This window comes from Roseobacter sp. OBYS 0001 (genome assembly GCF_019654895.1).
In the GTDB taxonomy this organism is placed as follows: domain Bacteria; phylum Pseudomonadota; class Alphaproteobacteria; order Rhodobacterales; family Rhodobacteraceae; genus Roseobacter; species Roseobacter litoralis.
This window is the reverse complement of record NZ_BPES01000009.1, coordinates 67,482-85,306: the sequence shown is the minus strand read 5'-3', so window position 1 is coordinate 85,306 and position 17,825 is coordinate 67,482. Positions and strand designations below refer to the sequence as shown.

The window sequence follows — 17,825 nt, the reverse complement described above, 5'->3', positions numbered from 1 at the left end:
CAGAGCAGCAGGCATTGTCACTGACCTTTTTTAACCGCCTTTTTTTGCATCCGCCTTGGGGTCTGGCGCGAGGAATACCAAACCAATCGCACCCATGAAAATAAAGACATCCGCCAGATTGAACACGAACCGATTGTCGATACCGCAACACGACATGTTCAGAAAATCGAGCACATAACCATAGATCAACCGATCCAGCACATTCGCAAGCGCACCGCCGATCAACAGACCCGCCGCAACCGCAGCCCAGCCACCCAAGTGCGATCTGCGCGACCAGATGAAAACGCCCATGCAGATCGCAAGCGCCATAATGATCAGAGCCCACCGCGCGGCGTCTGATCCCCCGTCAAACAGGCCAAAGTTAATGCCCCTATTCTCGCCATAGCGAAAATTCAGAAAAGGCGGATAGACATCCACCGCACGAATGCGCCACAGCTCCATCATGTGGATCACGATGTATTTGCTGACCTGATCCACGACGAACGCAATCACAGCAGCCCAATACAGCAAGCGCATGGTGGTCCCCTTGTTCAGTGCCGGAAATGTCGCATGCCGGTAAAGACCATCGCGAGACCCGCCTCATCTGCGGCGGCAATAACCTCATCATCGCGCATCGACCCGCCGGGCTGAATAAGCGCGGTTGCCCCCGCCTCAGCTGCAGTGATCAACCCGTCGGCAAAGGGGAAAAACGCATCAGAGGCAACGACCGCCCCTTGTGTCAGTGGCGCAGGCAGGCCCATCGCCTCGGCCATGTCCTGCGCCTTGCGGGCGGCGATTCTCGTACTGTCGACCCGGCTCATCTGCCCGGCGCCGACGCCGACGGTCGCGCCGTCTTTGACGTAGATGATGGCATTGGATTTGACGTGTTTGGCGACGGTCCAGGCAAACATCAAATCAGCCATTTCCTGATCACTTGGCGCGCGCTTGGTGACGATTTTCAGATCCTCCGCCAAAATGCGACCGATGTCCTTGTCCTGCACCAGATACCCCCCCGACACCTGCCGGACGGCCAAGCCTGCCGCCGAAGGGTCCGCCAGCCCGTCCGTCGTGAGCAGGCGCAGGTTTTTCTTTTTGGCAAAAATCTCTTGTGCCTCTGCGTCCGCACCGGGCGCGATGACGACTTCGGTAAAAATCGACGAAATCTCTTCGGCGGTGGCCCCGTCCAGCGGTTGGTTCAGGGCAATGATGCCCCCGAATGCAGAGGTCCGGTCACAATCAAAGGCGCGCTTGTAGGCTTCGGTCAGCGTTTCGGAGCGCGCCACGCCACAGGGGTTTGCATGTTTGATGATCGCACAGGCAGGACCCTCAGCAGGGTCAAATTCACTGACAAGCTCAAAGGCCGCATCGGTGTCATTGATGTTGTTGTATGACAGCTCTTTGCCCTGAAGCTGGCGCGCGGTGGCAACGCCGGGGGTGTTCGATCCATCCAGATAAAACGCCGCATCCTGATGTGGGTTCTCGCCGTACCGCAGGGTCTGAGCCAGCGTGCCGCCAAAACTGCGCCGTCGTGGCGTTTCACCGACCTGTGATGCCATCCAGGTGCTGACCGCCGTGTCATAGGCAGCGGTCCGCGCATATGCGGTCTGGGCAAGGCGCTGGCGCAGGGCATATGTCGTGTGCCCGTCATGCGCCTCGAGTTGCTCGATCAGGACATCGTAGTCCTGCACATCCACCACCACGCTCACGAATCCGTGGTTCTTGGCGGCAGAGCGGATCATTGCCGGGCCACCGATATCAATATTCTCAATGACTTCGTCGTATTGCGCGCCTTTGGCAACCGTCTGCTCAAAAGGATACAGGTTCACAACAACCAGGTCGATGCCCGCGATCCCATGTTCCTGCATCGCCGCCACATGGTCGTTATTGTCGCGCAGCGCCAGCAATCCGCCATGCACGGCAGGATGCAGCGTTTTCACGCGCCCATCCATCATTTCCGGAAAACCCGTGACCTCGGCCACATCTTTGACCTCAAGCCCTGCCTCCCGCAGAGCCTTGGCCGTGCCGCCGGTCGACAAAAGCTCGACACCGCGCGCGGCGAGCGCCTTCCCCAGCGTCACCAACCCGGTTTTGTCTGATACGGAAAGGAGCGCGCGGCGCAGCGGAGCAAGGTCGGTCATATCTGATCCTTTGAGCGATCTAGTCGTTGTAATTCCGTGTGTCCCGGCTCAGGTCCCGTACCCCGATCGCAGTTTCCTGCGCCTTTGACAAAGACCACCTGACACGGGTCGCATATGACATAGCCCGACCGACAAGCACAATCTGATTTGCCGCCCGCGGCTTTAAACGGCCAACCTCAAGATAGACCGATGGTTCAAGTTTGAGCTTTTGACTGCCATCATGGCGGAAAACCCAAATTTCACCGCTTTTCAAGGCAATGGAAATGGCAGCGCCCCCCATATCAATCGTGGCATCGACGTCCGGATGCAGATGGAACCGGATTTCAAAGCCGATACCCGCCAGTTTGGTCGCATCAAGCGCCAGATCAAATCGACGTTTTTCGGCGTCTCCCATGGCCAGCAGCATATCTTCGCCCGCGATTCCCCGTCCGTCAAAGGTCATCTCAAGGGTACGCGCATGGGTCAGGCCATGGGTGGGCACGAACCCGTTGTGCCCGCCCTGAAACCGGATGCCGTCCGATGCATCCGTGATCTCGATCGGCACATGGGTTGGCGCTTCGATCAAGGGCTCGCCACCCGTTGCAGGGTCAGCAGACCCAAGGCGCGCACTTGAATAGCCCCCCAGCGCCAGTGTCGAATGGGACGGCGTGGCGCGCCCCGCCCGCCGCCAGTCCGGGCCGAAAGTGCGCCCCGAGCCGCAATTGACGATCAGAGGGCGACGCCCGGAGGTGACTTCAAACGCCAGTGTTGACGCATGCGCGTTGAACGAGGCGCGCCCGACCGGTGGGACACTCGCATCAATGATGACGCTGGTACGCCCCGCCGAAAGACGCGCAAACCCCATCGACAGCCCATCAGGTTGCTGTGTCTTGATCCGCGCCTGCGCAAGGGCGTGGTCAAGCCAGCCCTCGGCCCCACGCCCCCCGCCGTGAAACCGCGCCAGACCGCCATCGGCATGACGCAGGGTGCGCAGCGTTGGGGCAATCCGTGCAATCGCTTCCAGATGCTCTTTGGATGGCGTGTATCCGGACTCTTTCAGCGTTGCCGCAGTCCACGTCAGCAGCGTGAAAACCTCCAGCAGGTCCTCGGGGTTGCGCGAAGGAAGCCCCCCTTGCGCGTCAATCTGCGTACGACATTCGCGCGCCAGACCTTTGAGAGCAGGCATTGCCATGGCCTGCATCCCCTCCAGCGACAAGGCCGCATAGATCAGGCCGGTGAGCGCCTCGAACCGGGGCAGGCCACTGGCGGCACCCTGCCATCGCCGCGACAGGAAATGCGTCTGCTGGTTCAAACTGCGGTAAAACGTGTCGCTGTCCGGACCGTCGCTGCCGCGCAGCAGGAAAATCGCGTGGTTGATCCAGCGGATCAGGCGACGCCCGGTCAGATCGGGTGTCCAGCCGGGGCCGCGCCCCCGCCCATACCGTTCGATCCATCCCCACAGCCAGCCCTGCGCCACCCCACGGGCCGCCGCATCGCCAACAGCAGCAAGGTCGTCAAGCCATTGAAATCCGCTCAGCTCTAACGTGAATTCCTCATTGGGCGGCGGGAGATCCCAGATGTCCGCGTTTTTTTGTTCGAGAAGATGCCCCGCAAACAGCAAATTACCGGCCAGCAGCTGACGGCCACGCGCGTAACTGCCGATAGTGCGCGGCTCGGGCGTCGACACGAACCCGACCGCGCGTGAACGCATACGCCCGGCGCGGGCGGCATGCCACCGGTTTAAAAAATGCACCTTTTTGGCTGCAAAGCTCTTGCTCTGTGACATTGTGATCTCTGCCTGGCGCGCTCTGACGACGCTTTGCGATATGATAGCGCGGTGCCCGCTGCGAGTCACCGCTCTTTGTCAGGTGATTGCCCAGTGTGAGCGCAAGGCTATCCGTCCTTGCGCAGCACCGCGATGTAAAACCCATCCATACCGCCCAGATCAGACCAGTAATCAGGCCGCAGCCGCAGCCCCCCCTCGGAGGTGCGCCACGCGGGATCGACACCGGGAATTTCCAGTGCATCTGCATCCGTACGCATGTCCGCATGCCGCTCCAGCGCGTCATCAATCTGCACTTCGCCTTCATCAGGCAGCAAGGAACAGGTGCAAAACACCAAGCGTCCTCCGGGTTTCACACAGCCCCAAGCATGATCAATGAGGTCGGCCTGCATGGCAATCAAGTCGCCAAATTCCGACCCGTCCTTGGCGTGTGGCAGATCGGGATGGCGGCGGATCGTACCCGTCGCAGAACAGGGCGCATCAAGCAGGACCGCGTCAAATGTGCCGGTCGTGATCTGCGCGTCCTGCACCAGCGTCTTGGCCTTGAGACCCGTCCGCGCGAGATTTTCCTCTACCCGACCCATGCGCACGGACGAATCATCCACCGCCGTGACCACCGCACCCGCGGCCGCCAGTTGCATCGTTTTGCCACCGGGGGCTGCGCATAAATCAAGCACGGTTTCGCCGGGCTGGGGCGCAAGAATGCGCACGGGCAAGGCGGCAGCGGCATCCTGCACCCACCATGTTCCGTCAGAAAAACCCGGCATGGCCGAGACCTGACCCGCATTTGCGATCCGCACCGACCCGGTCGGCAACAATGTACCACCTGTCAGCGCAGCAACAGCGGGGGCGTCGGATTTCGCGGTCAGGTCCAGCGGCGCACCCGCAAAATGCGCGATGTCCATGCGCGCCATTGCATCAGCGCCCCAAGCCTCGACCAACGGGCCACGCAACCATTTCGGCAGACGTGGTGGGCGTAAGGCATCCCATGCGGTCGGGCCATCGGCGGCGACTTTGCGCAGAACAGCATTCGTCAGCCCTTTAAGGTGACTGTAGTGTTTGTGGCGCGACACCAATTCCACCATCGCGTTCACCACCCCATGCGCGGCAGTTCCGGTGCACAGCTCAAAGGCACCGACACGCAACGCGTTGCGCACCGTCAAAGGCGGATATTTGGACAGGTGTTTTTGCAGAATACGATCTGCGCGCTCCAACCCTCTGAGGGTGTCCTGTGCCAGCCGGGCTGCGCGCGCGCGGTCTTCGGGTTCCAGCTTATCGAGCGTGCCCGCTGTCAGAAGTTCCGACATCAGGCGGCCTTCACCAAGGATCTGATCCAGCAGGTAGACAGCGCTTCTGCGCGCCGGGAGGCCTGTGTCTGCCATCTATTGGGTGCTCCTTGCCACACGGGTGCCTTGCCTGCCCCGCAGCGCGACGTATATCAAGACGCAAGCCAGAGGACAGAGCGAAATGACCCAAGACAGTGATGACACGCAAGACATGAGCGATCTGCCACCCGCCGCGCAACGCGCACTCGCCGAGGCCGAAGCCCGGCGCAAAAAGGCACAAGACATAAACCTGCCCCCGGAACTTGGCGGCAGAGAGGGGCCTGAACCCGTGCGTTACGGGGATTGGGAAAGAAAAGGCATCGCCGTCGATTTCTGACGCGATGCCCTGTTTTTTGCTGACGTCTCAGATCGCTGGACCAACCTGCGGTCACGGAAACACTGTCACCTCAGACGGAATTCAGCCGAATCGCCCGCACCCCGGTCGGATGTAAAGCGAATGCGGTCTTCTGTTGCCTGAACTTCCTGGCAGTTATAGCCCAGCGGGTCACCGCCCCAAAAGATATCCCGGCAAAAATAGCCGTCTCTCCACGTCCAGTTTCCCGTCACCGGCCATGCCGCGCCGTATCCGCTGATGGAGCCATCGGGCGTGACTTCCAGATTGACAAAGGGGCGGCGCAATTCTTTTCCACTGATCAGCTCCATAAATTCGGATTGGTCATCGACCTTGGAAAACTCTGCAAAGGCGGGTGCCGCGATCAGTGTTGCTGCGATCGTGAGGGATGATAGAGCAATGCGCATTGTTTCTTACTCCGCTTGATTTGCTTTCTATGACTACGCAGCTCACTCAAGATCAGATCATTTTTCGAGTAGAAAAAATCCGGCAGGCATCAGCCATCTTTCAGCCCCAGCACATCCAGCATGTCATAGGCCCCGGGCGCGCGGCCCCGCGCCCACAACGCCGCCTTGAGCGCACCGCGCGCAAAGACAGATCGGTCAGAGGCCACATGACGCAGGGTGATTCGTTCGCCAAGTGCCGCGAACAGAACGTCGTGCTCCCCGACGATGTCGCCCCCGCGGACAGAAACAAAACCGATGTCACCCTTTTGGCGCGCGCCAGTCAGACCATCGCGCCCGCGATCTGACACCGCATCAAGCGACACACCACGCCCCTCTGCTGCCGCCTCCCCCAGCATCAGCGCGGTGCCCGAGGGGGCGTCTACTTTCTGATTGTGGTGGGATTCGATGATCTCAATGTCAAAATCATCGTCCAGCGCCGCCGCCACGCGTTTTGTAAGCTGCACAAGCAGGTTCACACCAAGGCTCATGTTTCCCGCGCGAACGATCACCGCACCCGCCGACTGCGCATCAAGCTGTGCGATCTCCTGTTCTGTCATACCAGTGGTGCCGATAACATGAACGGCGCCCACCCGCGCTGCGGCCTGCGCAAAACGGATCGTCGCGGCGGGGCTGGTGAAATCAATCACCGCCTCACTGTCCGCCAACGCGCTGTCGATGTCATCGCTTACCAGAACACCCCGTTCTGCACCGCCCAGCGCCAGACCCAGATCGCGACCGATCCAGTCATGACCCGGTCGTTCCAATGCGGCGGACACGGTCACGGCATCGGAGGCGTCGATGGTTTCCAACAGCATCCGGCCCATACGCCCGGACACACCGGTGATGGCAATCTTCATGGGTGTTGTCATTGCGCCCTCCTGCATCTGTCGCTCAAGGGGCGTCTTAGCCTGCGCGGCACCGCTTGGCAAAGGGCCCACAACGGCGTAAATGAAATTCATGGGAAAGAACAAATTTCACACCGGCCCCGGCCCGTCACAACGCCAACTCCGTGTCGGAGAGACAATAAGGCGTGCACTGTCGGATGTTCTGGCACGCGGCGACGTGCATGACACTGACCTGAACCGCTTGTCGGTGACCGTGGGCGAGGTGCGCGTCTCCCCGGACCTCAAGATCGCGACCGCTTATGTCTTGCCCCTCGGCGGTCAGGGCCGGGATGAAGTCATCGCCCTTCTGGCCCGCAACAAGGGCGAGTTACGGCGATTGGTGGCCAAAAAGCTGACGTTGAAATTCGCGCCTGACCTGCGGTTTCAACTGGATGAGACCTTTGATCGGATGGATGAAACCCGCGAAATGCTCAACCGCGCCGAAGTCAAGCGCGACACCAGCACCGTGCCGGCGGGAGAAAGCGACACCGAATGACCCGCTTTGGGTGCATGGCCTTGTTTTTCTTCGCAACTGCCAGCGCCTTGGGGGCTGCGGTTTGCGAAGAGATCACACACGACAGCGCGCAATATACCATCTGTGAAATCGACGCCGGCACACAGCAGCTTGACCTGTTCCTGCGCGATGATGCGGGCGAGATTTTCGGCCAGTTCACTTCCGTAGACCGGGCGCTGTCAGAGCGTGGCGAAAAGCTGGTCTTTGCCATGAATGCAGGCATGTATCACGATGATCGCTCTCCGGTGGGGCACTACGTCGAAAACGGCGAAGAGATCATGCGGGTCATTCCCAACGCTGGCCCCGGCAATTTCGGGCTCTTGCCGAACGGCGTCTTATGTGTGCGTGAGGGCCGCACGGATGTGTTTGAAACCCTCACCTATATCGACGAGGCGCCGGCCTGCAAACATGCGACCCAATCGGGTCCGATGCTGGTGATAAACGGCGCGCTCCACCCGAGGTTTCTGGCGGACGGAACATCGCTCAATATTCGCAATGGTGTCGGAACGTCAGCCGATGGGCAGCGTGTGGTCTTCGCCATATCGGATCAGCCCGTGAACTTTCATAGTTTTGGAACACTGTTTCGCGATTATATCGGCGTTCCGAACGCCTTGTATTTCGACGGCAAGGTGTCGCGACTTTATGCACCTGACCTGGGCAGACGTGATTTTGGCTTTGCCCTCGGGCCAATCATTGGTGTCGTCGAACCTGCCGACTAGAATGGCCCTCTGTTTGGGCCGCCGCAGCGTCGCATCTGTCACTTCAGGGGTGGGCAGCGCGTTTTTCTGACGATAAGAGCGCGGCACAGATCAAAGGAGTACACTATGGGGCGCAGGCGCAAGGGACGCGACATTTCCGGCTGGCTGATCGTGGATAAACCCGCAGGGCTCACATCAACGGCAGTGGTCAACAAGGTCCGCTGGGCGCTTGATGCCAAAAAGGCAGGCCATGCAGGTACGCTCGACCCTGATGCGACTGGCGTTCTGGCCGTGGCCTTGGGGGAGGCGACGAAAACAGTGCCCTATGTGACGGACGCGCTGAAAGCCTATGAGTTTGAAATCCGTCTGGGTCAGGCGACCAACACCGATGACGCAGAGGGCGAGGTGATCGCGCAAAGCGACCTGCGCCCGACAGATGATGAGATCAAGGAAGCGCTGAGCGCTTTCATCGGGGATATCGAACAGGTCCCGCCGCAATTCTCTGCCGTGAAGGTGGATGGCGAACGCGCGTACAAACGTGCGCGCGATGGCGAGGAGATGACCCTCGCGGCGCGGCCACTCCATGTAGAAAGCCTGCTGCTGATCGACTGCCCTGACGCGGATCATGTGCTTCTTGAGATGGTCTGCGGCAAGGGCGGCTATGTGCGTTCCATCGCGCGCGATCTTGGGGCTGCTCTGGGATGTCTGGCGCATGTGCGGTCCTTGCGCCGGGTCTGGTCGGGTCCGTTTGATGCTGAAAACGCAGCGGATCTTGAGACGATCGAATCCCTCGCCAGAACCCCTGAGCTTGACGCGCATGTCCAGCCTCTGGAAACCGCGCTTGATGATATGCCCGAGGTCAAGGCCACTGCGGAGGGGGCTGTGCGCCTGCGCAACGGCAACCCCGGTATGGTTATGGCAAGCGGCATTGAATACGGCGAAACCTGCTGGGCGTCGTTTGAGAACCGCGCAATCGCCATCGGGCGATATAAATCCGGCGAATTGCACCCGGTGCGCGTGATCAACGCCCCAGACTGACGGGGCCGTTTGTTTCAATTCGTCGCAAATCTCGCGCGCGCGTCATCAATTCGAGGCCATTGTTACACTGATTATTACAAAAACCGACCAGTGCATCAGCGGTTCGTGAACGATGTTCAAATTGTGCAGCATATCCCCATATTGAGGTCAATCGAAACAGGAATGACCCCAAAAGGACCACACGATATGAAACGCACTGCTCTTACACTCCTCACCGCCGGCGCCTTTGCAACGATTGCTTTTGATGTCTTTGGCCAAGCCCTAAGCCCCCTTTTCGGTCACGCCAAGCTGGCACCTGTGGGTCTGGCCGGGGCAACGATCAAATCCGTGTTCGGTACGAACCCTGCCGGGGCCGCTTACCTCTTGCACAGCATAACCGGCCTGATCTTTTACGTCGTTGGGTATTTCGCCATCGCCCGCCCGGTGCAGATCGCCATCTTGCCCAAGCTGCATTGGAGCATAACAGCTGCCGTCTACGGTGTCGCCTTATGGGCCTTCGCACTATACGGCATGGCGCATCTGGTGGCTGGAATGAAACCATTTCTGGGCTTTACCGGCATCACCTGGGTCGCGCTCTGGGGCCACATTGTCTATGCTCTGGTCGCCGCAGCAATACTGGAAAGCAAGGGCGTGGTCATGGAACTGCCCAAGCGCGCGCAGCTTGCGCTCAGCTAATCCAAACCCTGAGCAAGACCGTCCCGATTATCGGGGCGGTCTTTGCGTTTTGTGGTGTTACGCCGGGCGGACGGGCTTCAAGGCTTCAGGCCTGTTTGCCCGTCTCCTTTGTGACCTTCCGCTTACAGGTGAAATGCATCACGGTAAGTTAAATAGAAAACCAGCGAGTTGAGCAGATGAGAAATGACACTACCGCTGCCCTTCATGACCCCGGTGGCAAGGTGCACCTGCGCCTCGGCGACGGCGTCACGGGGGGCGCGACTTTCTCCGCTTGTGGCCGATACCGCCATGTACTTACCCGCGACTGGACCCCACAAGGCAAGCAGCCGCGGACGATCATGTTTGTTGGCCAAAACCCCTCTGTGGCCAGCGCGGAAGTATCAGACCCAACCTGCAATAAAGAGGTACGTTTTGCCAAGCGGTGGGGGTACACAGGCTATGTGAAAACCAACATTCTGGACTGGCGCGCGACAAACCCCAAAGACGTGCCACATGATCCCAGCCTTGCCTGTAGTCCGGACAACCTGCCGCATGTTTTGACAGAGGCCGCGCAGGTCGATGAGATATTGATGGCGTACGGGAAGCTGCACAAACGCTATCTGGATATCGTTATGCGGACGGTTCGTGCGCTGAGAGAGACAGGCAAGCCTCTGAATTGTCTCAAGCTCAACAAGGACGGCTCGGCCCAGCATCCGCTTTATATTCGCGATGATACCCAAAGGATTTCTTTCCCGAGTTTCCTGAACGCACCGGACTGATCCAAGCAAAGCATCCACCGATGGGTCTTGCAAGCAGTGCGATGCATAGATGAGGCATCCACAAACCAAAGAGTTGTGCGGCACGTCTTGGTTAACCCGCCAGTTACAATTTCGAATTAAAACACCCCTGAGTGATTTGTTGACGTGTTTTGTGCAAACAGAGGTCGCGTATGCTGTGGTTAGCCGGTTTGATGGGCGTAGTAGGTGTCAGCGCGGCCTCCATCTGTATCTTTCAGCCCTGAGACGGCCCGAATGTCGATGCGCTTGACGGCGATCAAGATCAGCAAGACGAACCACACGAGCACGACACCCGGACCTTATGCTGCTCCTGGCCGATATCATTATCGGTGCCACTGGGCCGGAAGTGGCCGTTGTAGATGATCCTTGCGACGCAGCGGTGCGGCACGCTCTATGGCCGAAGTCTGAGGCGATACGGATCTGGGCACGTCAGACGTCACGCTAATCCCACTGAATTCCGGGTCAATCGTTGGCCTTGGACAGGTTTGATACCATCGCAATGCAGGCAAAGCGGTAACTGCAGCGATTCAATAATTGCCTTCTGTCAAAAACCCGCCTATACGCGCCCATCGCCGAAAGGAATCCCGTTTTTTCCGGCGACCCTCCACGGGCCTGTGCTGGACGACATCCCGGCCTGCGCCTTATTGAAACCTTAAAATTAGGAGACCCCGATGTCGATTACAGCCGAAGAAAAAGCCCGCGTCATGAAAGATTTTGCAACCAAAGAAGGCGACACAGGTTCGCCCGAAGTACAGGTTGCGATCCTGAGCTCGCGCATTGCTACACTGACCGAGCATTTCAAAACGCATAAAAAAGACAATCATGGCCGCCGCGGTCTGCTGAAGATGGTGGCAACACGCCGCAAACTTCTGGACTACACAAAGGCCAAAGACGAGGCACGGTATCAGGACCTGATCAAGCGTCTTGGACTGCGTCGCTAAGCGATCGCTTCAAAGCCAACCGTGGACAGCGTGTTTCGGTTGGAACGCATCTGCAAATCAAGCCGGCACATCGAACTAGACCCGTTGGTCGCGCCGATTAGCTCCGAGCGCATAAACGAAAGAAACCGCGTCATATGGCGCGGTTTTTTTAATGGATAAGCCACCTGCACAACCACGTCAGCTTACGCTAGGGTCTTGGCATGTATACCTTTGCCGCCGCTGTCTTTTTTCTGATCATTACCCCGGGACCCGGCGTTTTGTCCGCAGCCGGTGTCGGCGCGTCATTCGGCGCGCAGGCCGGAACGCGCTATCTTGTCGGGCTCTTCATCGGCACCAATCTGGTTTGTCTGGCCGTCGTAAGCGGGTTGACCGCCTTTCTGTTCGCCGATCCCCGCTTGCGCACGGTCTTGTTTTTCGCCTCTATCGCTTATCTGACCTATTTGGCGCTGCGCATCGGATTCGCGGGCAGTAAGATCGCGTTCATCGAACGACAAAAACCACCGGGCGTTATGGGCGGAATTGCGCTGCAGGCGATCAACCCCAAAGCTTATGCGGTCAACACGGCCCTGTTTTCCGGTTTCGGGTTTATGTCGGGCAACCTCTTGCTGGAAATCACCCTGAAATTCCTCATCATGAATGCCATTTGGATACCGATCCATTTCGCGTGGCTCTACCTTGGGATCACCCTGCGCAGAATGAACCTCCCCGAGCGGACACAAAGAGCCATTAATGTCGCCATGGCTGTATCGATGATGGCGGTTGTCGGCTTGGCCGCGGCGGCTCAGTTCTGAACCGTAACAGGTGCCGCACACCATCAAAGATTTCGCGATGCCGCCTACTTCCTTCGCAGGATTAGTCATAATCGCTGCATTATCTGGCAACTTTAGTCAAAAACACTGTGTTTCAGAAAAATGAAGGTTAAAGTTTCCTTAAATTCTTCTATCATCACGGGTGAGAGGTCGTGCAATACACCCGCTTACAGTTTGCGACCGGCCTGACCAACAGGACTCTCCTCTCCCGGCCACAGACCCAGATTATGGGCGGGCTGACAGGAGATACTTCACAATGACAACAAAACTGCTAGTGGGCCTTGATGGCCACAGCTCAGGCGAGCGTGCACTGGCATATGGCGAAAGTATGGCAAAACTCATCGGAAACTGTACGCTTCTGGTGGTCTATGTCATCGAATGGTCGCCCTATTCCTTCCAAACCGCCGAAGAAAACGCCCAACGCCACAAACGCCGCGAGGAAGAAATTTCAACCGCGATGTCGCGCGTCGTGCAACCCGCATTGGACAGTCTGAAAGAAAAGGGCATCACGGCCGAAGGCATGGTGCGACATGGCAATGTTTCAGACACGCTCGAATCCATCGCATCCAGTAAGTCTGCCGATCAAATCATCGTTGGTCGCTCGACGGAAACCGGGCTGTCACAACGCATATTCGGCAGCTCCACTGCTAATCTGGTGATGCAAGCCACCGTACCAGTCACAGTGGTCGCATAAGGAAAACACAATGCATAAAAAACTAAACTATTTGGCAGCTTCTGCCGCACTCGCGATGATGGCCAATCCGGCCATGGCGCAAGAGGCCAGTTCTCTTGATGCGCGCGTGAACGAGATGTTCGCGACGTTTACAGGGCCCTTTGTCAGCCTGATATTTGCACCTTTTCCGGGCACGAGCTTCCCGTGGATTGTTCTGTGGCTGGTGGTCGCGGCAACTGTCTTCACGATCTATTTCGGTTTCGTCCAGCTTCGGTTTTTTGGGCATGCGATCTCTCTGGTCAAAGGCGACTACTCTGACCCGAATGACGCAGGCGAAGTCAGCCACTTTCAGGCGCTTGCAACAGCGCTTTCCGGCACGGTCGGGCTCGGCAATATTGCCGGTGTGGCGGTCGCGGTCGGCATCGGTGGGCCCGGCGCGACGTTCTGGATGATCCTTGCGGGTCTGCTCGGCATGGCCTCGAAATTCACCGAATGTACGCTTGGCGTCAAATATCGCAACGAATACCCCGATGGCACCGTTTCCGGTGGCCCGATGTATTACATGTCCAAGGGCTTTGACGAACTTGGTCTTCCTGGCGGCAAAATTCTGGCTGTCCTCTTCTCAGTGTTCTGTATTCTTGGCGCACTTGGTGGAGGCAACATGTTTCAGGCCAACCAAGCGCATGCTCAGATCACCCAGATCACCGGGGACTATCCCGGCTGGATCACCGGTATCATCTTTGCCGGTGTGGTTTTCGCTGTAATCGTCGGCGGGATCAAATCCATCGCGAAGGTTACCGAAAAAGTCGTTCCCTTCATGGGCATCCTTTATGTCGGTGCGGCGCTTATCATTCTGATCGTGAACTACGATATGATTGGTTGGGCCTTTAGCCAGATCTTTGTCGGGGCCTTTACCGGGCTTGGGGTTGCAGGCGGTTTCGTCGGCGCCTTGATCCAAGGGTTCAAACGGGCTGCGTTTTCAAACGAGGCGGGCGTGGGTTCCGCCGCGATTGCGCACTCCGCGGTGAAAACCAAGGAACCGATCACCGAAGGGTTTGTATCCCTGCTGGAACCGCTGATCGACACGGTTGTGATCTGCACGATGACGGCATTGGTGATCATCATCTCGCAACAGCTGATCGTTGATGAGGCAACCGGCAACTACATGCTTAATGAAGCAGGCTCCGCGATTGCGACTGTCGATGGCAACACGGGTGTGGCGCTGACCTCCGCAGCCTTCGCGTCCGGCATCAGTTGGTTCCCCTTCATTCTGGCCATCGCCGTGGTACTCTTTGCTTTCTCCACAATGATCTCGTGGTCCTACTACGGGTTGAAAGCATGGACCTATCTGTTTGGTGAGGGCAAAACGTCTGAGCTGACGTTCAAGGTCATCTTCTGCATCTTCATCGTGATCGGCGCTGCGGCCAGCCTTGGCCCTGTGATCGATTTCTCGGATGCTGCGATCTTTGCCATGGCCGTTGTGAACATCTTCGCGCTCTACTTCCTGATGAAGCTGGTTCGCGCGGAACTGGCCAGCTACAGCGCCCGCCTCAAATCAGGCGAAATCAAGAAGTTCAGCCACTAAAGACGCCGGGCGCGCCCTTCGCGGCGCGCCCAGCTATACATCTGAGTGTGTTTCGACATCTTTGTGTGCCACGCAGAACAATTAACCCAGCGTTCCAAGCACAACTGGACTAATTTTTTTGAACTCTAACAATCATTGTAGTTGTTTTTGCTCTTTGTTAGCTGCAGGAAATGAACCTTTCTTCCAGATTTGCACCAAACGAGGCCATCGCGGAGACATTACTGCCGTTGGTAATTGAGGTGTCCGATGACGGGTCACATGATCTTTCCCACATCCTCAGAGTCTGGCGAAACGTGCAGCTGCTGAGGGAACGAGAAGGTGGTGACGCCGCCATCCTGACAGCAGCAACGCTGCTTCATGACTACGTAGACGTGCCAAAAACTTCACCGCTCAGATCATCCGCATCTCGTATGGCGGCTGAGGAAGCAACTAAGATACTGACGGATCTTGATTGGGATCAAAGCAGAATTCAAAGAGTAGCCCATGCGATCGAAGCGCATAGCTATTCAGCGGGAATAAAGCCGGTCAGCTTAGAAGCAAAAATATTGCAAGACGCAGATCGGCTTGATGCAATCGGGCATATAGGGATCGCTCGCTGTTTCTACGTCTCAGGACGTCTTGGTCGAGCAATTTATGATCTGGAAAACCCTGACGCATCAAACCGGGATCTGGATGATGCCACCTATTCTGTCGATCATTTCTACACCAAACTACTACACCTGTCTGAGACGTTCCAAACGGAGACTGGACGCGAGTTGGGAGCGGAGCGGCATAAAGTCACGCGAGACTTTTTAACCGGCCTGCTCAATGAAGTTTCTCCTGAAATATCTGCGTCCTGAGTGTTCACCAAAGGGTCAGCGACAGAATGCACAGCCAATATTCGCTTCTTGATCCATCCCTTTCCAAATGCCCGTATCTCGTGTACCACCGCGCCATCTGAAAGCCGGCGCCCGGACCTCAGCGCCGCCAAAAGAAGATACCGGGGTCAGGGGGAATTCGCCCTCTATGAAATGGCCAATGGGCCGAAACAGGAAACGTAGATGTTTAACGAGACGAAAAAATCAATTGAGTGGGGCGAAGAGACGCTCACACTGGAAACAGGAAAAGTGGCCCGTCAGGCAGATGGGTCGGTGATTGCAACGCTGGGCGAAACCAGCGTCATGGCAAACGTCACCTTTGCCAAGAAACAAAAACCCGGTCAGGATTTCTTTCCGCTGACCGTGCACTATCAGGAAAAATACTACGCGGCGGGTAAAGTCCCCGGTGGTTTCTTCAAGCGCGAAGCGCGCCCGACTGAAAAAGAAACGCTGACCGCGCGTTTGATTGACCGCCCCTTGCGGCCACTGTTCGTCCCCGGCTTCAAAAACGAAGTTCTGGTGATGTGCACCGTTCTGTCCCACGATCTGGTGAATGACCCGGATATGGTCGCAATGATTGCGGCCTCTGCGGCGCTGACGATTTCTGGCGCACCGTTCATGGGCCCCATCGCGGGTTGCCGCGTCGGTTACGAGGGTGGCGAATACGTTCTCAACCCGACTGTCGACGACATGCAGGACCTGCGCCTGAACCCCGAGCAGCGCCTCGATCTGGTCGTTGCCGGGACAAAAGACGCGGTGATGATGGTCGAATCCGAAGCCTATGAGCTGTCCGAAGCAGAAATGCTCGGCGCGGTGAAATTCGCCCATGACGCGATTCAGCCAGTGCTCGACCTGATCATTGATCTGGCCGAAGACACAGCGAAAGAGCCGTTTGACTTCGCCCCTGCCGATTATTCTGAGCTTTCCGCAGCCGTTAAAGCTGCTGGTGAGACAGAGATGCGCGCCGCTTTTGCGATTTCTGACAAGCAGGAACGCACATCGGCTGTTTCCGCTGCCCGTGACACCATCATGGCCGCGCTGACAGACGAGCAAAAAGAAGATCCAAACCTCGGCTCCGCGATGAAGGGTCTTGAAGGCTCCATCCTGCGCGGTGACGTGGTGAAAACAGGCACACGGATTGACGGTCGTAAAACCGATGAAATCCGCGATATCGTGTCTGAAACGGGTCTTTTGCCCCGGACCCATGGATCGGCGCTGTTCACCCGTGGTGAGACGCAAGGTCTTGTCGTGACCACACTGGGCACTGGCGATGACGAGCAATTCATCGACGCGCTGCACGGGAACTTCAAATCGAACTTCCTGCTGCATTATAACTTCCCGCCCTACTCGGTCGGTGAAGCAGGTCGCGTGGGCCCTCCCGGACGTCGTGAAATCGGTCACGGTAAATTGGCGTGGCGTGCGTTGCAGGCGGTTCTGCCAGCGGCGACCGACTTCCCATATACCGTGCGTGTCGTCTCCGAGATCACCGAATCCAACGGTTCATCTTCGATGGCATCGGTCTGCGGTGGTTCCTTGTCCATGATGGACGCGGGCGTTCCGCTCAAGGCACCGGTTGCCGGTGTTGCCATGGGTCTGATCCTCGAAGAGGACGGTTCCTACGCGATCCTGTCGGATATCTTGGGTGACGAAGACCACCTTGGCGACATGGATTTCAAAGTGGCCGGTACAGAAGCCGGGATCACATCGTTGCAGATGGACATCAAGATCGCAGGCATCACGCCCGAGATCATGGAGAAAGCACTGGAGCAGGCCAAAGCGGGTCGTATCCACATTCTGGGCGAGATGGCAAAAGCCATCACCGGCGCGCAGGATTTCTCGATCCACGCACCACGTATCGAAACCATGCAGATCCCAACGGATAAAATCCGCGAAGTGATCGGTTCTGGCGGTAAAGTTATCCGCGAGATTGTGGAAGTTTCCGGTGCCAAAGTGGACATCAACGACGAAGGTATCATCAAGATCGCCAGCCCGAACGGCGAAGCGATCAAGAAAGCCTACGACATGATCCACTCCATCGTGGCCGAACCCGAAGAAGGCATGGTTTACACCGGGACAGTCGTCAAGATCGTCGATTTTGGTGCTTTCGTGAACTTCTTTGGCAAGCGGGACGGTCTTGTGCACGTCTCCCAGATCGAGAACCGACGCCTGAACCACCCTTCCGACGTTCTGAAAGAAGGTCAGGAAGTAAAGGTCAAGCTGCTGGGCTTTGATGATCGCGGAAAAGTCCGCCTGTCGATGAAAGTCGTTGATCAGGAAACCGGCGAAGAAGTCAAAAAAGAAGAAGCGGCAGCTGACTGATCCGCATTATTCTTGGAAAACCAAACCCCGGCGGCAACGTCGGGGTTTTTTTGT

General features: G+C 57.6%; 18 protein-coding genes. 12 read left to right on the top strand and 6 right to left on the bottom strand.

What is annotated here, in order from left to right; all coding sequences use genetic code 11:
- Positions 1 to 30: 30 nt before the first annotated feature.
- The 4 genes from lspA to K5Q35_RS16315 form a co-directional block, all read right to left on the bottom strand.
- Positions 31 to 516, bottom strand: coding sequence for a signal peptidase II (gene lspA / locus K5Q35_RS16330; protein ID WP_220800333.1), 486 nt, complete (start codon positions 514 to 516; stop codon positions 31 to 33).
- 14 nt (positions 517 to 530) lie between these two features.
- Positions 531 to 2,117, bottom strand: coding sequence for a bifunctional phosphoribosylaminoimidazolecarboxamide formyltransferase/IMP cyclohydrolase (gene purH / locus K5Q35_RS16325; RefSeq protein WP_220800332.1), 1,587 nt, complete (start codon positions 2,115 to 2,117; stop codon positions 531 to 533).
- A gap of 19 nt (positions 2,118 to 2,136) precedes the next feature.
- Positions 2,137 to 3,882 carry a heparinase II/III family protein gene (locus tag K5Q35_RS16320; RefSeq protein ID WP_220800331.1) on the bottom strand — a complete coding sequence of 582 codons (1,746 nt, stop codon included), beginning with the start codon at positions 3,880 to 3,882 and terminating at the stop codon, positions 2,137 to 2,139.
- 107 nt (positions 3,883 to 3,989) lie between these two features.
- Positions 3,990 to 5,261, bottom strand: coding sequence for an RsmB/NOP family class I SAM-dependent RNA methyltransferase (locus K5Q35_RS16315; RefSeq protein ID WP_220800330.1), 1,272 nt, complete (start codon positions 5,259 to 5,261; stop codon positions 3,990 to 3,992).
- 85 nt (positions 5,262 to 5,346) lie between these two features.
- Between K5Q35_RS16315 and K5Q35_RS16310 the strand changes: the two genes are divergently transcribed.
- Positions 5,347 to 5,541 (top strand): DUF1674 domain-containing protein, encoded by a 195-nt coding sequence (locus K5Q35_RS16310; RefSeq protein ID WP_013963673.1) that lies wholly within the window; start codon positions 5,347 to 5,349, stop codon positions 5,539 to 5,541.
- Positions 5,542 to 5,606: 65 nt separating this feature from the next.
- Here K5Q35_RS16310 and K5Q35_RS16305 read toward each other — a convergent pair whose 3' ends face one another.
- Entirely contained in the window at positions 5,607 to 5,963 is a 357-nt protein-coding gene (locus K5Q35_RS16305; protein WP_013963674.1) for a hypothetical protein, read from the bottom strand.
- 89 nt (positions 5,964 to 6,052) lie between these two features.
- Positions 6,053 to 6,871 carry a 4-hydroxy-tetrahydrodipicolinate reductase gene (gene dapB / locus K5Q35_RS16300; RefSeq protein WP_220800329.1) on the bottom strand — a complete coding sequence of 273 codons (819 nt, stop codon included), beginning with the start codon at positions 6,869 to 6,871 and terminating at the stop codon, positions 6,053 to 6,055.
- Positions 6,872 to 6,959: 88 nt separating this feature from the next.
- Between dapB and rbfA the strand changes: the two genes are divergently transcribed.
- From rbfA to pnp, 11 genes are all read left to right on the top strand, one after another.
- Complete coding sequence (rbfA, locus tag K5Q35_RS16295; protein ID WP_044025440.1) at positions 6,960 to 7,382, top strand: 30S ribosome-binding factor RbfA; 423 nt, start codon at positions 6,960 to 6,962, stop codon at positions 7,380 to 7,382.
- A complete protein-coding gene (locus tag K5Q35_RS16290; protein WP_220800328.1) occupies positions 7,379 to 8,119 on the top strand; it encodes a phosphodiester glycosidase family protein in 741 nt (246 codons plus the stop codon). Before rbfA ends, K5Q35_RS16290 begins: the two co-directional genes overlap by 4 nt.
- 105 nt (positions 8,120 to 8,224) lie before the next feature.
- Complete coding sequence (gene truB, locus K5Q35_RS16285; RefSeq protein WP_220800327.1) at positions 8,225 to 9,136, top strand: tRNA pseudouridine(55) synthase TruB; 912 nt, start codon at positions 8,225 to 8,227, stop codon at positions 9,134 to 9,136.
- A gap of 186 nt (positions 9,137 to 9,322) precedes the next feature.
- On the top strand, positions 9,323 to 9,811 hold the full coding sequence (locus tag K5Q35_RS16280; RefSeq protein ID WP_220800326.1) for a hypothetical protein: 489 nt from the start codon (positions 9,323 to 9,325) through the stop codon (positions 9,809 to 9,811).
- Between the two features lie 176 nt (positions 9,812 to 9,987).
- Positions 9,988 to 10,569: a DUF1643 domain-containing protein gene (locus tag K5Q35_RS16275; RefSeq protein WP_220800325.1), complete on the top strand. Its 582-nt coding sequence runs from the start codon at positions 9,988 to 9,990 to the stop codon at positions 10,567 to 10,569.
- A 689-nt stretch (positions 10,570 to 11,258) separates the two neighbouring features.
- Positions 11,259 to 11,528 (top strand): 30S ribosomal protein S15, encoded by a 270-nt coding sequence (rpsO, locus tag K5Q35_RS16270; RefSeq protein ID WP_013963682.1) that lies wholly within the window; start codon positions 11,259 to 11,261, stop codon positions 11,526 to 11,528.
- Positions 11,529 to 11,728: 200 nt separating this feature from the next.
- Positions 11,729 to 12,319, top strand: coding sequence for a LysE family translocator (locus K5Q35_RS16265; RefSeq protein WP_220800324.1), 591 nt, complete (start codon positions 11,729 to 11,731; stop codon positions 12,317 to 12,319).
- Between the two features lie 274 nt (positions 12,320 to 12,593).
- Positions 12,594 to 13,031, top strand: coding sequence for a universal stress protein (locus K5Q35_RS16260; RefSeq protein WP_013963685.1), 438 nt, complete (start codon positions 12,594 to 12,596; stop codon positions 13,029 to 13,031).
- A gap of 10 nt (positions 13,032 to 13,041) precedes the next feature.
- The gene (locus K5Q35_RS16255) at positions 13,042 to 14,595 is read left to right on the top strand and encodes a sodium:alanine symporter family protein (protein WP_220800323.1); all 1,554 of its coding nucleotides are present in this window, start codon (positions 13,042 to 13,044) and stop codon (positions 14,593 to 14,595) included.
- A gap of 170 nt (positions 14,596 to 14,765) precedes the next feature.
- Complete coding sequence (locus K5Q35_RS16250) at positions 14,766 to 15,434, top strand: HD domain-containing protein (protein WP_220800322.1); 669 nt, start codon at positions 14,766 to 14,768, stop codon at positions 15,432 to 15,434.
- 201 nt (positions 15,435 to 15,635) lie between these two features.
- A complete protein-coding gene (gene pnp, locus K5Q35_RS16245; RefSeq protein ID WP_013963688.1) occupies positions 15,636 to 17,771 on the top strand; it encodes a polyribonucleotide nucleotidyltransferase in 2,136 nt (711 codons plus the stop codon).
- The last annotated feature ends 54 nt before the right edge of the window (positions 17,772 to 17,825 follow it).